General features: G+C 45.9%; 18 protein-coding genes. 4 read left to right on the forward strand and 14 right to left on the reverse strand.

What is annotated here, in order from left to right; translation table 11 throughout:
• Position 1: 1 nt before the first annotated feature.
• The 7 genes from coaA to H3S83_RS01780 all read right to left on the reverse strand — a co-directional run bounded on the left by coaA (position 2) and on the right by H3S83_RS01780 (position 5,315).
• Complete coding sequence (coaA, locus tag H3S83_RS01750) at positions 2-997, reverse strand: type I pantothenate kinase (RefSeq protein ID WP_077969781.1); 996 nt, start codon at positions 995-997, stop codon at positions 2-4.
• Entirely contained in the window at positions 990-1,313 is a 324-nt protein-coding gene (locus tag H3S83_RS01755; protein ID WP_077969783.1) for a phosphoribosyl-ATP diphosphatase, read from the reverse strand. The genes coaA and H3S83_RS01755 overlap by 8 nt, the downstream gene beginning before the upstream one ends.
• The gene (hisF, locus tag H3S83_RS01760) at positions 1,310-2,104 is read right to left on the reverse strand and encodes an imidazole glycerol phosphate synthase subunit HisF (RefSeq protein WP_077969785.1); all 795 of its coding nucleotides are present in this window, start codon (positions 2,102-2,104) and stop codon (positions 1,310-1,312) included. Before hisF ends, H3S83_RS01755 begins: the two co-directional genes overlap by 4 nt.
• Entirely contained in the window at positions 2,101-2,859 is a 759-nt protein-coding gene (gene hisA / locus H3S83_RS01765) for a 1-(5-phosphoribosyl)-5-[(5-phosphoribosylamino)methylideneamino]imidazole-4-carboxamide isomerase (RefSeq protein ID WP_078040281.1), read from the reverse strand. The genes hisF and hisA overlap by 4 nt, the downstream gene beginning before the upstream one ends.
• Positions 2,856-3,506 carry an imidazole glycerol phosphate synthase subunit HisH gene (gene hisH / locus H3S83_RS01770; protein WP_198238744.1) on the reverse strand — a complete coding sequence of 217 codons (651 nt, stop codon included), beginning with the start codon at positions 3,504-3,506 and terminating at the stop codon, positions 2,856-2,858. The genes hisA and hisH overlap by 4 nt, the downstream gene beginning before the upstream one ends.
• A gap of 4 nt (positions 3,507-3,510) precedes the next feature.
• Positions 3,511-4,107 (reverse strand): imidazoleglycerol-phosphate dehydratase HisB, encoded by a 597-nt coding sequence (gene hisB / locus H3S83_RS01775; protein ID WP_077969792.1) that lies wholly within the window; start codon positions 4,105-4,107, stop codon positions 3,511-3,513.
• A 200-nt stretch (positions 4,108-4,307) separates the two neighbouring features.
• Entirely contained in the window at positions 4,308-5,315 is a 1,008-nt protein-coding gene (locus H3S83_RS01780; protein ID WP_198239633.1) for an asparaginase, read from the reverse strand.
• A gap of 264 nt (positions 5,316-5,579) precedes the next feature.
• On the opposite strand from H3S83_RS01780, the gene hslV reads away from it, so the two are divergent.
• Positions 5,580-6,137 carry an ATP-dependent protease subunit HslV gene (hslV, locus tag H3S83_RS01785; RefSeq protein ID WP_075869579.1) on the forward strand — a complete coding sequence of 186 codons (558 nt, stop codon included), beginning with the start codon at positions 5,580-5,582 and terminating at the stop codon, positions 6,135-6,137.
• A 79-nt stretch (positions 6,138-6,216) separates the two neighbouring features.
• On the forward strand, positions 6,217-7,527 hold the full coding sequence (hslU, locus tag H3S83_RS01790; protein WP_075915317.1) for an ATP-dependent protease ATPase subunit HslU: 1,311 nt from the start codon (positions 6,217-6,219) through the stop codon (positions 7,525-7,527).
• 95 nt (positions 7,528-7,622) lie between these two features.
• Here the strand turns inward: hslU and H3S83_RS01795 are convergent, their stop codons facing one another.
• Positions 7,623-8,639: a YeiH family protein gene (locus tag H3S83_RS01795; protein ID WP_198238745.1), complete on the reverse strand. Its 1,017-nt coding sequence runs from the start codon at positions 8,637-8,639 to the stop codon at positions 7,623-7,625.
• A 103-nt stretch (positions 8,640-8,742) separates the two neighbouring features.
• On the opposite strand from H3S83_RS01795, the gene H3S83_RS01800 reads away from it, so the two are divergent.
• Both H3S83_RS01800 and H3S83_RS01805 read left to right on the forward strand, forming a co-directional pair.
• Positions 8,743-9,624: a LysR family transcriptional regulator gene (locus H3S83_RS01800; RefSeq protein ID WP_198238746.1), complete on the forward strand. Its 882-nt coding sequence runs from the start codon at positions 8,743-8,745 to the stop codon at positions 9,622-9,624.
• An 84-nt stretch (positions 9,625-9,708) separates the two neighbouring features.
• Positions 9,709-10,533, forward strand: coding sequence for a transporter substrate-binding domain-containing protein (locus tag H3S83_RS01805; protein WP_246741702.1), 825 nt, complete (start codon positions 9,709-9,711; stop codon positions 10,531-10,533).
• A gap of 257 nt (positions 10,534-10,790) precedes the next feature.
• Here H3S83_RS01805 and H3S83_RS01810 read toward each other — a convergent pair whose 3' ends face one another.
• From H3S83_RS01810 to H3S83_RS01835, 6 genes are all read right to left on the reverse strand, one after another.
• Positions 10,791-11,528, reverse strand: coding sequence for a hypothetical protein (locus H3S83_RS01810; protein WP_198238747.1), 738 nt, complete (start codon positions 11,526-11,528; stop codon positions 10,791-10,793).
• Between the two features lie 670 nt (positions 11,529-12,198).
• Entirely contained in the window at positions 12,199-12,687 is a 489-nt protein-coding gene (lspA, locus tag H3S83_RS01815) for a signal peptidase II (protein ID WP_198238748.1), read from the reverse strand.
• Entirely contained in the window at positions 12,684-13,535 is an 852-nt protein-coding gene (locus tag H3S83_RS01820) for an RNA methyltransferase (RefSeq protein ID WP_198238749.1), read from the reverse strand. The genes lspA and H3S83_RS01820 overlap by 4 nt, the downstream gene beginning before the upstream one ends.
• 1 nt (position 13,536) lies before the next feature.
• Positions 13,537-14,466, reverse strand: coding sequence for an RsmD family RNA methyltransferase (locus H3S83_RS01825; protein ID WP_198225812.1), 930 nt, complete (start codon positions 14,464-14,466; stop codon positions 13,537-13,539).
• 697 nt (positions 14,467-15,163) lie between these two features.
• Positions 15,164-15,499: a lipopolysaccharide assembly protein LapA domain-containing protein gene (locus H3S83_RS01830; RefSeq protein ID WP_077969819.1), complete on the reverse strand. Its 336-nt coding sequence runs from the start codon at positions 15,497-15,499 to the stop codon at positions 15,164-15,166.
• A 4-nt stretch (positions 15,500-15,503) separates the two neighbouring features.
• Positions 15,504-15,785, reverse strand: a complete 282-nt coding sequence (locus H3S83_RS01835; RefSeq protein WP_078040284.1) for an integration host factor subunit beta — start codon at positions 15,783-15,785, stop codon at positions 15,504-15,506.
• Positions 15,786-15,912 lie beyond the last annotated feature (127 nt).

The following is a 15,912-nucleotide window of genomic DNA, read 5'->3' on the forward strand; positions in this document are numbered from 1 at the left end:
CCTATAATTTTCTAAGTGCGACATATTCCACCAGATGATCGCTGCCCTTTCGCAAAATGAGATCGGCGCGTGGTCTTGTTGGCAAAATATTTTCTTCAAGATTTTTCAAATTGATTGTGTTCCACAGATTTTCCGCTACATCCATAGCTTCTTTTTCTGTCATTTTTGAATAACGATGAAAATACGAATCGGGATTCTGGAATGCTGTGAGGCGGAAACGGCGGAACCGCTCCATATACCAATGATAGATAATTTCGGTTTTTGCATCGATATAGATAGAAAAATCGAAAAAGTCGGAAACGAATGGCACGGCTTTTCCATCACGCGGTAAATCCCTGACCTGAAGCACGTTGATACCCTCGACAATCAGAATATCCGGCCGGTCAACAACAATTTGCTCATTTGGCAAAACATCATAGGCCTGATGGGAATAAAGGGGTGCCACAACATCGCCCATACCTGCCTTGATAGCAGAAAGGAAACGTAAAAGTTTGCCGACATCATAAGAATCGGGAAAGCCTTTTCTATCCATTCTGTTTTCAGCTTTCAGGACTGCATTGGGATAGAGAAAACCGTCTGTTGTTATCAGGTCCACCTTGGGGCTCGAGGGCCAGCGTTTAAGGAGTTCTTGTAAAATGCGGGCGGTGGTTGATTTGCCAACGGCAACCGAACCCGCAATTCCGATAATGAACGGTGTTTTTGCGGTGTTTTGCGTGCGCAAGAAACGTTTGCGTTTTTGAAAAAGCATCTGGATTGCTTCGACATGGGTCGAAAGCAGACGGGATAGAGAAAGATAAATGCGCTGCACTTCGTGAAGATCAATCGGATCACCGATAGAGCGTAACCGTTTGACCTCGTCGAAGGTCAGGGTCAATGGAGTATCCGCACGAAAGACAGACCATTCATAGGCCGTGAAAATGCTATAGGGCGAATAACGGCCGAAAACAAAATCACCGAGATCGGCGGTCTGATTGGTGGGCTTTAGCGCGTCAACCATTCTTGCGGGATGCCTTTTCCTCTAGTCCTGATTGAGCGGTGCGTCTTGCCAATTCTTTAACCACGTCATCAAGCTTTATTCCGCGAATATGCCACATAACCAGCAAATGATAGATGAGATCGGCACTCTCGCTGATGAAATGTTTGTCATCTTCATTAAGTGCAGCGATAACAGTTTCAACAGCTTCCTCCCCCATTTTTTTGGCCGCACGCCCCATTCCCTTTTGTACGAGGCTTGCCGTATAGGAACTGCCATCGTCAACCATTGCACGTTTTGCAATAATATCTTCAAGGCTATGCAAGCTAAAATCAGTCATTCACCTTCTCCAAATTCATCCATGCGTACCGGAATGCCGGCTTTTGCCATATAGTGTTTTGCTTCACCAATGCTATAGGTTCCGAAATGGAAAATCGACGCGGCAAGCACGGCTGTTGCATGCCCGTCACGGATACCGGCCACAAGATGGTCGAGTGTTCCGACCCCGCCCGAAGCAATCACGGGGACATCCACTGCATCGGCAAGGGTACGGGTCAAAGCAATGTCATAGCCTTCTTTTGTCCCGTCACGATCCATAGAGGTGAGCAGAATTTCACCGGCACCTTTTTTTTCAACAAGACGGGCAAATTCGATTGCATCAATGCCGGTCGGGTTTCTGCCACCGTGGGTAAAAATTTCCCAATGCCGGTTTTTACCATCGCCTGCCACCTCTTTGGCATCAATGGCAACCACAATACATTGGTTGCCGAATTTATCGGCAGCTTCAGCTACAAAATCGGGGTTTTTGACAGCGGCGGTGTTTATCGACACCTTGTCGGCACCGGCAAGCAGAAGTTTGCGAATGTCGTTTACAGTGCGCACACCTCCGCCAACAGTGACAGGCATGAAACATTGGTCGGCTGTGCGGGCAACAACATCGAATAATGTTTCGCGATTGTCGCTACTTGCGGTAATATCGAGAAAACACAATTCATCGGCGCCGGCGCTATCATAGGCTTTTGCGGCTTCAACCGGATCACCCGCATCAATAAGATCAACAAAGTTGACCCCTTTGACCACACGGCCGTCTTTGACATCAAGACAAGGAATAATACGCGCTTTGAGTGTCATGATTGCCCGCTCTTTCCGGCTTTTTTATTTGCCTCGTCAATCAATGCCAATGCTTCTTTTGCATCAATATGCCCGTCATAAAGAGCGCGTCCCGAAATTGCACCGTTCAATATGGCAGCATCGGGCGAACAAAGCCGTTTGATATCCTCCATTGAAGCAAGACCACCGGAAGCAATAACCGGTATTGAAACAGAGCGGGCAAGATCAAGGGTCGAATTCCAGTTAATACCGGTGAGGATTCCATCGCGATCAATATCGGTATAGATAATGGCGGCAACGCCCGCACCTTCAAAACGCTTTGCCAGTTCAAGGGCGGAAAGTTCGGACTCTTCAGCCCATCCTTCAACGGCAACTTTGCCACCGCGAGCATCAATACCGACGGCAATCTTTCCCGGAAAAAGTTTGCAAGCTTCACGAACCAGTTGCGGATTTCTAACGGCAACAGTGCCGAGAATTACGCGGGCGAGACCCTTTTTCAGCCAGTTTTCGATATGGGCAAGGGTTCTGATACCGCCGCCAAGCTGGACGGGATTGGTTGTTGCGCGCAATATTGCATCAACGGCCGAACCATTGACTGTAACACCTTCAAATGCGCCATTGAGATCAACAACGTGAAGCCATTTGAAACCTTCCGACTGGAAGTGGTGGGCTTGTGCGGCAGGATCGGCACTATAAACTGTTGCCTTATTCATATCGCCGAGTTTTAAACGAACGCAAAACCCGTCTTTGAGATCGATTGCAGGGTAAAGAATCATGGTTTCCATTCCAGAAAATTGGCAATGAGTTGAAGGCCGAGACGCTGGCTTTTTTCCGGATGAAACTGCGTCCCGAACATATTGTCGCGGATAACTGCTGCTGTAACCGGCCCGCCATAATCGGTGACTGCCAATAATTCATCAGGATTTTGGCAATCAAGTTGGTAGGAATGGACAAAATAGGCATGAAGCCCCTGTTCACCGGTGAGGATGCCGGAAAATAGCGGATGGCTCCGTTTCAATTCGAGCGTGTTCCAGCCGATCTGGGGCACTTTCAAAGCAGCGTCTTGAGGCTTTATCAAAGTGACATCACCCTTAATCCAGTTAAGTCCGTTGGTGACTGTTTTTTCCATTCCACGGGACGCCATGAGCTGCATGCCAACGCAAATCCCCATAAAGGGATAGCCGCCTTTGAGCACCCTTTCATTCAAAGCTTCAACCATTCCCTGAACGGCATCAAGTCCCGCCCGACAATCGGCATAGGCACCGACGCCTGGCAAAACCACGCGGTCGGCTTTCATAACATCTTCTGCCCGATTGGTGAGGACAATATTTGCATTTATGCCACGGTCATGGCTTGCGCGCTCGAAAGCTTTTGTGGCCGAGCGTAAATTGCCGGAGCCGTAGTCGATAATTGCGACTTGCATTTTATCAGCCTTTCAAAGTGCCTTTGGTCGAGGGCACAGCGTTTTTCTGGCGCGGGTCTTCCTCGATTGCAGCACGTAAAACGCGGGCTACCGATTTGAATGCGGTCTCGGCGATATGGTGGCTATTCAAACCATAATGATTGACAATATGAAGCGTTATTCCGGCATGTTGGGAAAAGGCTTGAAAAAACTCTCTGACCAATTCGGTATCGAAAGAGCCGATTTTTTGTGTCGGAAATTCAACCTTGAAAATAAGAAACGGGCGCCCCGATACATCAATGGCCGCTCTCGTGCAGGTTTCATCCATAGCAAGATCAAGCGAAGCATAACGGCGAATGCCGCGCCGCTCGCCCAAAGCCTGTTTGATAGCTTCACCCAACGCAATTCCGCAATCTTCAACCGTGTGATGATCGTCAATATAGGTGTCGCCGACAGCCTTGATTTTCATATCAATCAATGAATGGCGGGAAAGTTGTTCCAACATATGATTGAAAAATCCTACACCGGTATCAATCTCGAATGTTCCTGTTCCGTCTAGGTTGACCGAAACCGAAATATCTGTCTCGTTGGTTTTGCGTTTTATCGTTGCTGAGCGCGTCATTTTGTTCCCGTTCCAAGAAGCTTGAAAGAAGCTCCACTTGTTGTCATTTTCAAAACCTGACGATGAGCACAAGGCTTAACGAAGCAGTGTTATTTATAAGCTTTGCCAGCGTCACTTTTGAGGTAGAATATGTTAAATCATTCGTGCAAAATATCCAATTGCTTTCACGTCTTTTTCATCAATCAATCGGTTTTGTGACTTTAAACAGTTTTGACTATCTCGCCGATTTGCCAGTGACCCCATTCTTTTTCAATTGCCTCTTTATCATAACCGGCTGAAAGGAGAGCCCATAATAACAGCCGCGCTTTTAAGGGCGAAAGCCACCCGCCCATCAGCACGCCGTTTTTCATCAGATCAATTTCCGAACCTTTATAGCCATAGGTTCTCTCACTCGTTGGCCCGCTATAGGCCCGTGTTGCCACAATAACCGGCAGAGTGTCCGCATAATTTTTAATAATATCGGCCTCCTCGAAGCTTACATGGCCTGAGCCGAAACCGGCAATCACAACGCCCTGATAAATGCCGCTTGAAAATAAGAGTTCAAGATGATCTCCTCCTGAAGAAAGGCAGGCTTCGACAAGCGCAACTTTTTTATCAAGCGTTTTCGGCCGGCTTAGCGGTTTTGGTCGTCTATCGATCGAGTGGAAGAAAACCGGTTTTTCCTCGACAATCACACCAAGCGGGCCGACTAAACCTGATTTGAAAGTTTCAACTTTGAGCGAATGACTTTTTCTTACAAAATAGGGGGAATGGATTTCGTCATTCATCACCACCAAAGCGCCGCGGCCAATGCTTTGTTCATCTATTGCCACGAGCAAAGAGGATAAAAGATTGGCTGGCCCGTCGGCACCGGCTGCCATTGGTGCGCGCATAGCACCGGTAATAACAAGCGGCTGTGGTTTTTGCCAATAAAGTGAAAGGAGAAATGCTGATTCTTCAAGCGTGTCGGTTCCTTGCGTCAGAATGACAGCTTTTGCACCTTCATCAATCTGGTTATTTGCCCAATCAAGAGCTTCAAACAACACTTTGAAGGAAAGCGAACCGCTTGGCAGTTTTGCCAATGTTTCGGCATATATTGTAGCAAGTTCGGAAATACCGGGAACCGATTTTGCGAGCTGGTCGGCCGAAAGTTCAGGCTCCACTCCGCCGGACTTTCCGGCAACCATGGCAATTGTGCCACCCAATGCACCAATAGCAACTGTCGGCAATGGCATTTTCTGTTTTCCTTTGAGAGTTCGAATTTGCCAAGCATTAGCAGCATTTGATCAAGTCAACAATTCGCTTTGATAACAAGTTATAATCGAGCGGTTCTGTTCAAAAATGAATGTTTTTTTAAAAATCGGGACGGTTTTTAAAATGTCTTGGTCAATATGGTTGAGTTTTAATGTGCGAATTCCTAAATATGCACTCTGTATAGCCGCTTTTCATTGCTTTTAACGAGGATGGAGCGTGTGGATAAAAGGAGTTTACTTGTGACAGAACATAAGCCCGATACAATGTATGGCACGACCATCATTACAGTTCGTAAAGGCAATAAGGTTGTCATTGCCGGCGATGGACAAGTGACATTGGGGCAGACAATCATGAAGGGTAATGCAAGAAAAGTACGCCGCATTGGCAAGAATGGATCGGTTATTGCCGGTTTTGCCGGTGCAACAGCCGACGCATTTACCTTGCTTGAACGGCTTGAAACCAAGCTCGAGCAATATCCTGACCAATTGATGCGTGCCTGTGTTGAACTTGCCAAGGATTGGCGCACCGATCGTTATTTGCGTAAATTGGAAGCGATGATGCTGGTGGCCGATAAAAATGTAACATTGGCTTTGACAGGGCTCGGCGACGTGCTTGAACCTGAGGATGGCATTATGGCAATCGGTTCGGGCGGCAACTTTGCTCTTTCGGCAGCGCGTGCACTGATCGACACCGATATGGATGCCGAAACAATTGCCCGCAAAGCCATGAAGATTGCTTCCGATATTTGCGTTTACACCAATAGCAACTTTATTGTTGAAACGCTTGATGCCGAATAATGATTGAATGTTTCCATGTCGCTTCCTGTCGAAAGAGCATTAAACCTGACAGGAAGTGCGAAAGAGAGAGCACTTTTAGATGAGTTCTGTATTTTCCCCCCGCGAAATAGTTTCCGAGCTTGATCGCTTTATTATCGGACAAAAAGATGCCAAGCGTGCCGTTGCTATAGCATTGCGTAACCGCTGGCGTCGTCAGCAGCTTCAAGGCGAAATGCGCGAAGAAGTGATGCCGAAAAATATTCTGATGATTGGGCCGACCGGTGTCGGCAAGACCGAAATTGCCCGCCGCCTTGCAAAACTTGCCGGCTCACCTTTTGTCAAGGTTGAAGCCACCAAGTTTACAGAGGTCGGCTATGTCGGCCGTGATGTCGAACAGATTATTCGTGATCTTGTTGAAGTGGCCATTAATCTTGTCCGTGAAAAAAAACGTGAAGCGGTGAAAGCCAAAGCCCATATCAACGCAGAAGAACGTGTTCTGGATGCGCTGGTTGGCAAAACCGCAAGTCCTGCAACGCGCGACAGTTTCCGCAAAAAATTGCGTGAGGGCGAGCTTGATGACAATGAAATTGAAATAGAGGTTGCCGATAACAGCCCGAATAGTGCCCCCACCTTCGACATTCCCGGTATGCCGGGCGCGCAAATGGGCATTATGAATTTGTCCGATATTTTCGGTAAGATGGGTGGACGCACCAAGACGCGGAAAACCACAGTCAAAAATGCATTCAAACCATTGATCGAAGATGAGTCTGACAAGCTTCTCGATCAGGATCAGATCATTCAGGAAGCGCTTCGTTCCACTGAAAATGACGGTATTGTCTTTATCGACGAGATCGACAAGATCGCAGCCCGTGAAGGCGGGCTCGGTGCCGGTGTTTCGCGTGAAGGTGTGCAGCGCGATCTGTTACCTTTGATTGAAGGAACAACCGTTGCCACCAAATATGGTCAAATCAAAACCGATCATATTCTGTTTATCGCTTCCGGTGCGTTTCATGTTTCGAAACCTTCCGATCTTTTGCCTGAACTTCAGGGGCGTTTGCCAATCAGGGTCGAACTTAATGCGCTCACACGGGAAGATTTCCGCCGCATTCTTACCGAAACGGAAGTCAGTCTTATCAAGCAATATATCGCTTTGATGGCGACTGAAAATGTGACGCTCGAAATTACCGATGATGCCATTGATGCTCTGGCCGATATAGCAGTGGATTTGAACTCTACTGTAGAAAATATCGGTGCCCGCCGTCTGCAAACAGTGATGGAACGTGTTCTTGACGAAATTTCCTTCACAGCTCCTGATAAATCGGGCACAACCTTCAAGGTTGATGCTGCTTATGTCAAAAAAGCAGTGGGTGACCTTGCAGCCAATGCCGATTTGTCGCGGTTTATTCTGTAATTTCAAAATAAACAGATTGCATATATTTTGTCAGAAACAGCCCTTCGGGGCTGTTTTATTTTGTCTATATCGTCGTTTAGTGCACTTCCGGCTATTTATGACAATTGAAGGAGCGAGATCATTGTCAGGCTTGCGGTCGCCAGAATGATGATGGATATGAAAGCTGTCAGGACAACTCGTGGTCCGGATTTTTTCAAAGCCTTTATATCAACACCCAGCCCTAAAGCGGCCATTGAAATAACAGTCAGGATTTTTGCCACAAAAGCCATGGCGTCGAGTGCCAATTGCGGAATGATATTGCAGGAATTGGCAAGCAAAAGAATGACGAAGCCGATAATGAACCATGGCACCATTTTGCTGAATTTGAGTTTGGTGTTGGCACCGAGCCCGTAAATGAGGCCGATCACGAATATCACCGGCCCAAGCATCAACACACGAACAAGTTTGACAAGCGTGGCTGTCTGTACACTGATAAGTGATACAGGTGCAGCCGCAGCCAAAACTTGCGGCACAGCATAAACAGTCATACCGGCAAGAACCCCGTATTGCGTAAAGCTTAAGCCTGCTAACGGGACTGCAAGTGGCAAGACCAGAATAACAACAATACCGAGTGCGGCTGTAAAAGCGATTGATGAAGCCACATCCGACCCCTCGGCTTTGATAACAGGTGCGACAGCGGCAATCGCCGAATTTCCACAAATCGAATTGCCACAGGCCACAAGCAAGGCGAGACGCGGGCTAAGGCCGAAAAACCTGCCGATTGCGTAAGTTATGGCAATCACACAGGCCACAATGACGATAATACCGACAAGCAATCCGAAACCGGCCGCGATGACCGCGCTCACACTGATACTTGCACCCAATAATAGAACCGCACATTCAAGAAGAATTTTTGCCGAAAATCCCACCCCTTCCGCATATTGGGATGGAATGCCTTTGATTGTCCTGATGATGGCGCCAATCAGTATGGCAAGAACCAGACTTTCAAGCCAGGCCTCGCCGAAGATGAGTTTTTCAAGCTTTTCCAGAACAATGGCAACAGCCGAAATAACCGCGCATAATATAATGCCCGGTGCAAAACGAAAGAAAATTGACTGAATTCGGCTAGCCATGTTGAAATATCCTTTTTTTAAAATCTGCTAGCGCTGTTTAATCATGTAATCAATTTTCAAATATGTTATGAATTGTTCGATTTGATCGAACATTGGCACGGCAATGATTACATTTGAACAGATGCGGATATTTCTGGCTGTCGCCGAACGCGAACATTTGACCGAAGCGGCCAAAGCCCTTTTATTGACACCTTCTGCCGTTTCCAGTGCCATCCACATGATTGAAGAACATTATCAGGTGCGTCTTTTCAATCGCATTGGCCGACGTATCCAGTTGAGTGATGCGGGCTCTATCTTTGTTGAAGATTGCCGCCACACATTGGCGCAAGTCAAACTTGCCGAAACAACTTTGCGTGAATTTAGCGGGCTTAAACGCGGAGCGCTCGGTCTTTATGCGAGCCAGACAATCGCCAATTATTTTTTGCCACCGGTCATTGCAAAATTTCGCAATTTATATCCGGCAATTACTGTCAAAATGTCGATCGGTAACACCGAACAGGTCGAAAATGCTGTTCTATCGGGGGTAACAGACATCGGTTTTGCCGAAGGGACTATAAAAAATGAAAGTCTTCATCGTCAAAAAGTGGCTGATGACGAATTGTTCATTATTGCCGCAAAAAACCATCCTCTTACGAATAAACCGTCGGTGAAGTATAAAGATATTTCAGCTTTTCCGTGGATTTTGCGTGAAAAGGGCTCGGGAACACGAGCCATTTTCGAGCAGGCACTTTCAAACCATGGTTATGAACTGGCAGATCTTGAGGTGATGCAGACTTTCCCCTCGAATGAAGCGGTGCTGTCGGCAGTAGCGGCATCAAATGCTCTGACTGCCATTTCAAAACGTGCGGTTTCGGCTTTGCTTGCCGCAGGACTTGTTGAAAGGTTGAATTTTTTATCCGTAAAACGGGATTTTTTACTGTTACTCAATCCGCAACGCTTCAAAACCAAAGCGGTTGGTGCTTTTATTGATTTGCTTGATGGCTGATTTTGTTAAACCGACAAGCAATAAGGTTACAATAATGTGGGAAAGAAAACAGTCAGACGAATAATGAACTGCCGGATGGGACCGATGATGAAGAAAACTCTTATGATGCTTTTTTTGGGGTGCTCTTTCTTAACACTGACACATGCCGATGCGTCGAAACTCAATGATGTCCTTGACATTAAAACATTACGCGTTTGCACCACCGGTGACTATAAACCTTATAGCTTTTTGAAAACGGATGGCACTTACGAAGGCATCGACATTTCCATGGCGCATTCTCTGGCCAAATCGCTTGGTGCCGAGGTAGAATTTGTGCAAACAAGCTGGAAAACGCTGATGGCGGATTTCCTTGATGACAAATGCGATATAGCAATGGGCGGAATTTCCATTTCGCTTGCCCGCCAACAACAGGTTTATATGTCGGAACCACTTGGAGTGGATGGTAAAATTCCGTTTGTACGCTGTGAAGATGCTAAAAAATATAATACGTTAAGTGCACTCAACCATAAGACTGTTCGTGCGATCGAACCGGCCGGCGGAACCAATGAGGCATTTGTCAGAAAATATATGCCGAATGCAAAACTCGAACTTTTTCATGACAATACGACGATTTTTAAAAATCTCGTCGACAAAAAAGCCGATGTCATGATTACCGATGCATCCGAAGCTCTTTATCAAAAACGGTATTATCCGACTTTATGTGCTGTCAATCCGGATAAACCTTTAGAATTTTTCGAGAAGGGCTACATGCTTCCGAAGGGCGATATCAGTTGGAAACTTTATGTCGATCAATGGCTGCATTTGATGCAGAAAAATGGCGAATATAATGCAATTTCCGCCCATTGGCTGAAGCTAGATGATGTTGGACATCATGATAAAAAACATGCCACAACCAAACATAGCCACTAAATATAGCTCGCCGGAATAAGATTGGTGTAAACTGACGAAGAACGATATCCCGTTCATTCACCAAAACGGTCTCATGTTGTCTAATGTGTTTTTTTAAATTTCTCGATAAATCAACAGAGTTAGCCGGTTGCAGTTGCTGCAAACAGAAGAATATTAAATAGCTCTAAAATGTCAAAAAACGGAAGCATTTTACGGCCTCCGTTTCTTGAACTTTAGTTTATGGGCAAAAAACATTTCTGTCTTTTATAGGTGTTGTTTCAACCAACAATTTTTTTGGCTGGAAATAATAAAAATACGCGTGTTTCATTGCTTGCACGGTCAACCACAGCATTATCGACAACTTTTGCTCCAACACGCAAGCAATAGCGCAGCATGGGCGGAAGCGAAGAAAATGCTTCATCGGGCTTGATGGCCTCTTCCGGCATAATATCCATGGTCACACCATGGGCAGCACGCAAATGAACGCCTGATTGCGCGCGACAAAAATGATAAAGATAGGAAAGTTCCAAAGCATGAGCGGCAGGATAGCGGCTGTCGAATGCCAGACTTCCAATGACGTAATCGACATTCCGGAGAAGGCAAAAGTTCGAAATCGCCTGCCATAAAAGCCCTTGGGCACGATGGGCCTTCGATTTGTCAAAACATTCAAAAGGAGCAATTGTCAAAAATACCGGTGCATTCTGGCCGCCTTCGACTTCAAAACTTTCGCCGAGACTTGTTCCGTCAAGATTTTGATTGGCACCGAGAACATTCGTAAGTGTCATATAGCAACGTGCAACAGGATTTTGCGGATCAGCTTTATCATTGACAACCATAACCCATTCGTCACGGTCATCCGGCACATTTTCTTTTGCCGGAACCGTTTTTTCAAGGCTGTCGGATATTCTCTGCAAGCGGGCTTCCAGAGAACCGAATGTTGCAAGCAAGAGAGAATCGCTCTTATCGCAATTTTCATTACCCGATGTTTTCAGAACTGTCCTTGCACAAGCTGTCATTTCAATGCTCCTCATTGAAGCGTTGTTGATTTAAAAGCAACCAACATCATGTCCTGCTGTCGATTTAGAACTTTCTTATTGCATGACAATGACGGGAAAGTGATTTTTTCAAGGCAATTCACAATCGGCCTGAAACAGGATTAACAATTGGTAAATATAGGCTTTTTTCTATGTTTATAAGAGCTTGAGATTGGTTAGCCAGTTAAGAACCGCAATTTTATTTCTGTCAAAAAAAAGGCAAAGACAGATGTCGGAGAGCGGATGTGCCAAAAATGGATATGATTTTTTGTCCTTTTTCGTCTCTCATAGGGGCTGTTGACCGATCAAAATCGTTTTGTCGTAACCGTTTTTTAGAAAGACAGGATTAGTGAATTTGGGAAAGACGGGTTTAACGAACCGGAAGTTTTTCAACAAGCTTTAGAGAAAAGAGCGCTCACCCGTTTCGACCTATTTTTGTCTTTCGCGAGACGTCCGGGCAGATCAAGGACGCTCGTAATATAGACTCGATATAGAATTATTCGTTGAAGTTGAAACAAGAGAGCGGATGATTTTGATAAACGCGTAATCAAAAATATTTTTCAGCTTAGACAATATGGATGAAAAGATGCTGACGGGCTTTTAAATTTTTGAGCTTATAAACGGGGAATGTTTCAAGTGGCTTGCGGTTATTCTAGTTTGCTTTTTGCTTTTCCCGTTTCCAGTGCAGCAATTCATCGAGCACGATCAGGACAGCGCCGACCGTTATGAAACTGTCAGCAAGGTTGAAAATGGCAAAGGAGAAAACACCGTCGATATGGAAAGAAATGTAATCTATGACATAGTGAAAACGTATGCGGTCAATCAGATTGCCGATGGCTCCACCGATCACCAGCAGAAAGCCAAATCGCGAGAGTGATTTTTCCGGTCCTGCATTTTTCCATAACCAGATGACGAAACAGATAATGCATAATGTCAATGCAATCAGCCCCCAATCGGAGACTGATGACAACATGGAAAACGCAATTCCGGGGTTGCGGGCATGATAAAGTGAAAGTAATGGCAAAAGGTCGATCTCTTCCCCGACTTCCAATGTATTCACCACCCAATATTTGATCAATTGGTCAAGGCCAACTGTAATAACAAGTCCCGCTATAAGTGTGATGAGGGATTTTGCCTTCATGAACGGGCCTCTCGCGGGTCAAGCGTCAGGTTATGACGGCGGATTTCATAGAGCATGACACCGGTTGCCACAGCAAGATTGAGTGAATCAGCACGTCCCGCTTGCGGAATGCGGGCAAGTTGATCGCAACTATCGGCAAGATTATCCGGAAGGCCTTGTTGTTCGTTACCCATAAAAAGAATGATAGGTCCTTTTTTATAGTCGATTGTGCGGTAGTCAACGGAACCTTTCAAGTGTGTACCAATGATTTGACCATGAAATCCGGTGCGCCATTTTAAAAACGCGTCAGCGCTCATTTTAAAAAGCGGAAGGGCAAAAATCGAGCCCATGGTTGCGCGTACCGTTTCAAGGGAATAGGGGTCGGTTGTATCGCCAACGAGTATCAGCCCCTTCGCCCCGACTGCATCGGCTGTGCGGATAATGGTTCCGAGATTGCCGGGGTCACGAATGCGGTCGAGTGCAACATAGACATCCTCTCCCTTGGCGTTAAAGGTCGACATGTCATGCCAGCGTTGTTCGAAAACACCAACCACCATTTGCGGATTGTCGCGCCGTGTTACGGATTCCATAACCTTCTGGTTTGCTTCGATGATGAGACCACCAGCGGCTTTCGTGCGGGCAGCCGTTTTTTCAATCAACGGATTGCCAAGACCGGCTTTTGAAAACAGAAGTGTGCGTATTGTCCAGCCAAGATCAAGAGCATCAATAATAAGCTTCAACCCTTCGGCCATGAAAACGCCTTCACGATCACGGTTTTTTTTAAGCGACAAGGATTTCATATCCTTGATGATCGGATTGGCAAGCGAAGTAATTTCTTTAACCTGACCGTGTTGTCTTTGTGTTGTCATATTAAAAAATCCAGCGGCTAAAAAGAGAAGTTGAAAGCGCCCTTTTTGCCTTTTCTTCACGCAAAATAAGTTCACCCGATTCGATAAGTCCGCCAAGACCGGTAAATTCGTCACGCATCAATTCGTGGATTGCAAAAAATGAGGCACGAATAGAATAGGCAGTCAATATCACGGCAATCGGATTATCAGATAAAATAGCGCGACATCGTTTGACCATTTCGGGCAAATGATCGAAAAGTTGCCAAACCTCGCCATGGGGGCCGCGCCCATAAGCCGGCGGATCAAGTAAAATAATGTCATAATGTTTGCCGCGACGCCCTTCGCGTTCGACAAATTTCATCGCATCATCACAAATCCAGCGAATGGGGCGATCTGTCAAATGTGCAACTTCCTGATTTTCTTTAGCCCATAAAATAGCTTTTTTGGAAGCGTCGACATGGGTGACTTCTGCTCCTGCTCTTGCCGCAATAAGCGAGGCAAGACCGGTATAGCCGAAAAGGTTCAATACCTTAACCGGACGGTTTGCTTTTTTAATAAGTTCTTCCATAAAACGCCAATGGGCATCTTGTTCGGGAAAGACCCCGACATGGCGAAATGACGTAAAGCGGCCGAGAAATGACATTCCATCCCATGAAAGCGGCCATGTCTCTCCAAGGGGAAGTTTCGGAAAATTCCAGCGCCCCATCCCTTCTTCATCGGTATTTCCGGTGAAAATCGCATCGACATCCTGCCAGTCTTTTTCACTTAATGCGGGTTGCCACAAAGCTTGCCCTTCAGGCCGGATAATACGCAAATTTCCGTAACGCTCGAGTTTCAGACCGTTACCGCTGTCAATCAATGCGTAATTCTCGCTTGCTGCCGTCTCAAGAATGACCGGCAATTTTTCTTCGGGGCGTTTTCCTGACGGGCGAGGTAAAAAGCGGCTTTTCACTTCTACTGTGTTTTCACCCTTGTCGTCGCGCGGCAATTCTTTAACTGATCGCACCGCGTTATCCGGTGTGTGCGCTTTGTGCAATTTTCCTGAATGATTGGCGCGCACGGCTTTCCGTCTTTCAGGCTTATCTCCTGTTTCGAGGGCCTTTTTCGGACTATAGGGAGCACCTTTGCGCGATATTTTTAATCCGCGTTTTTTTTCTTTTGGGTGTTGTGCTTTCACAATCGGGCGTTTTCCAATAAATTTCAGGATGTTCTTTGTTTATAAAACATCTTTTTTAAAAAGGTATAGTTTTCTTGCACATTCGAAAGAAGGATTTAGCTCACGGACAACGTGTGTCATTATCCGACGAACATACAATTTTAGCATGATCATTATTTTTAATTTTCGTTTATGCAGTCGTGAAAGATGCGGGAGATAAGCTGTTAATTCCAAAAATTTTTCTGAAATTTTGCTGAAACTTGAATGGCGAAAGCAATTTTTGGTGTCGCAAATATTCAAAAGCGACGGATAACGGTGACCTGAAAAAGCAAGGAAAAAAACAATAAAATATGCGCATAAACTTATTGAACCGCCAAAGGCTTTTAATCGCCGTATTTTTGTTCAAGGGCGCTGGTTAAAATTTTCAAAAAAAGTCTATGAATAGAAAAGAAAGATGCGTGAAAAAATTCTGCTTGGCCAGCGGGCTTGATATTCAGGAATGATCGACAACGGTGAGATCTGTTTTCGTCAAATCCGGTTTTTTCGACATATCCATTTTTAGCCCTTGCAGTTCGGTTTGTGTGTCTTTCAGGGCTTTACGAAAGCGATGTTGGGTAAACCAGACTGTTATTCCGCCAATAATAATGCCGATTATAAGTGCCAGAAACAGCCAGACAAACAGCGGAGCATGGTAGACAAGGCTGGTATCGGCTGTATCAAAAGGATTGAGGCTTAAAGCAACGCTCGCCCGATTGGCAATGATAAAAGCAATCAGGATAATGCCAACCGGAATCAATATAATCAGACTAACGATCTGCTTTAGGGTCATGATGTCACTCGTTGTTCAAGCGGTCCCTTAATTCTTTGCCGGTTTTGAAAAACGGAACCCATTTTTCTTCAACCGAAACAGATTCCCCCGTGCGCGGATTGCGACCGGAACGTGCCGGCCGATTTTTAACAGAAAACGCACCAAATCCGCGCAGCTCTACCCTGTTTCCTTCGGCCAGAGCCGTGGATATTTCGTCAAATACAGCACTGACAATATTCTCGATATCCCGTTGGAAAAGGTGAGGATTGCGGTTAGCGATAATCTGTACAAGTTCCGACTTAATCAAGACAGCCTCCAATTTTGATCGGCGCAGTGACGATCGCCCCTTTTTAAAATCCAAGGCCAATGACGATTCGCCGATCGATAGTCCCATGACTGGCAGGTATTTTAACTTCCCGTTTAAAAATTCTGCC

The organism is Bartonella sp. W8122, assembly GCF_016102485.1.
GTDB lineage: Bacteria > Pseudomonadota > Alphaproteobacteria > Rhizobiales > Rhizobiaceae > Bartonella > Bartonella apihabitans.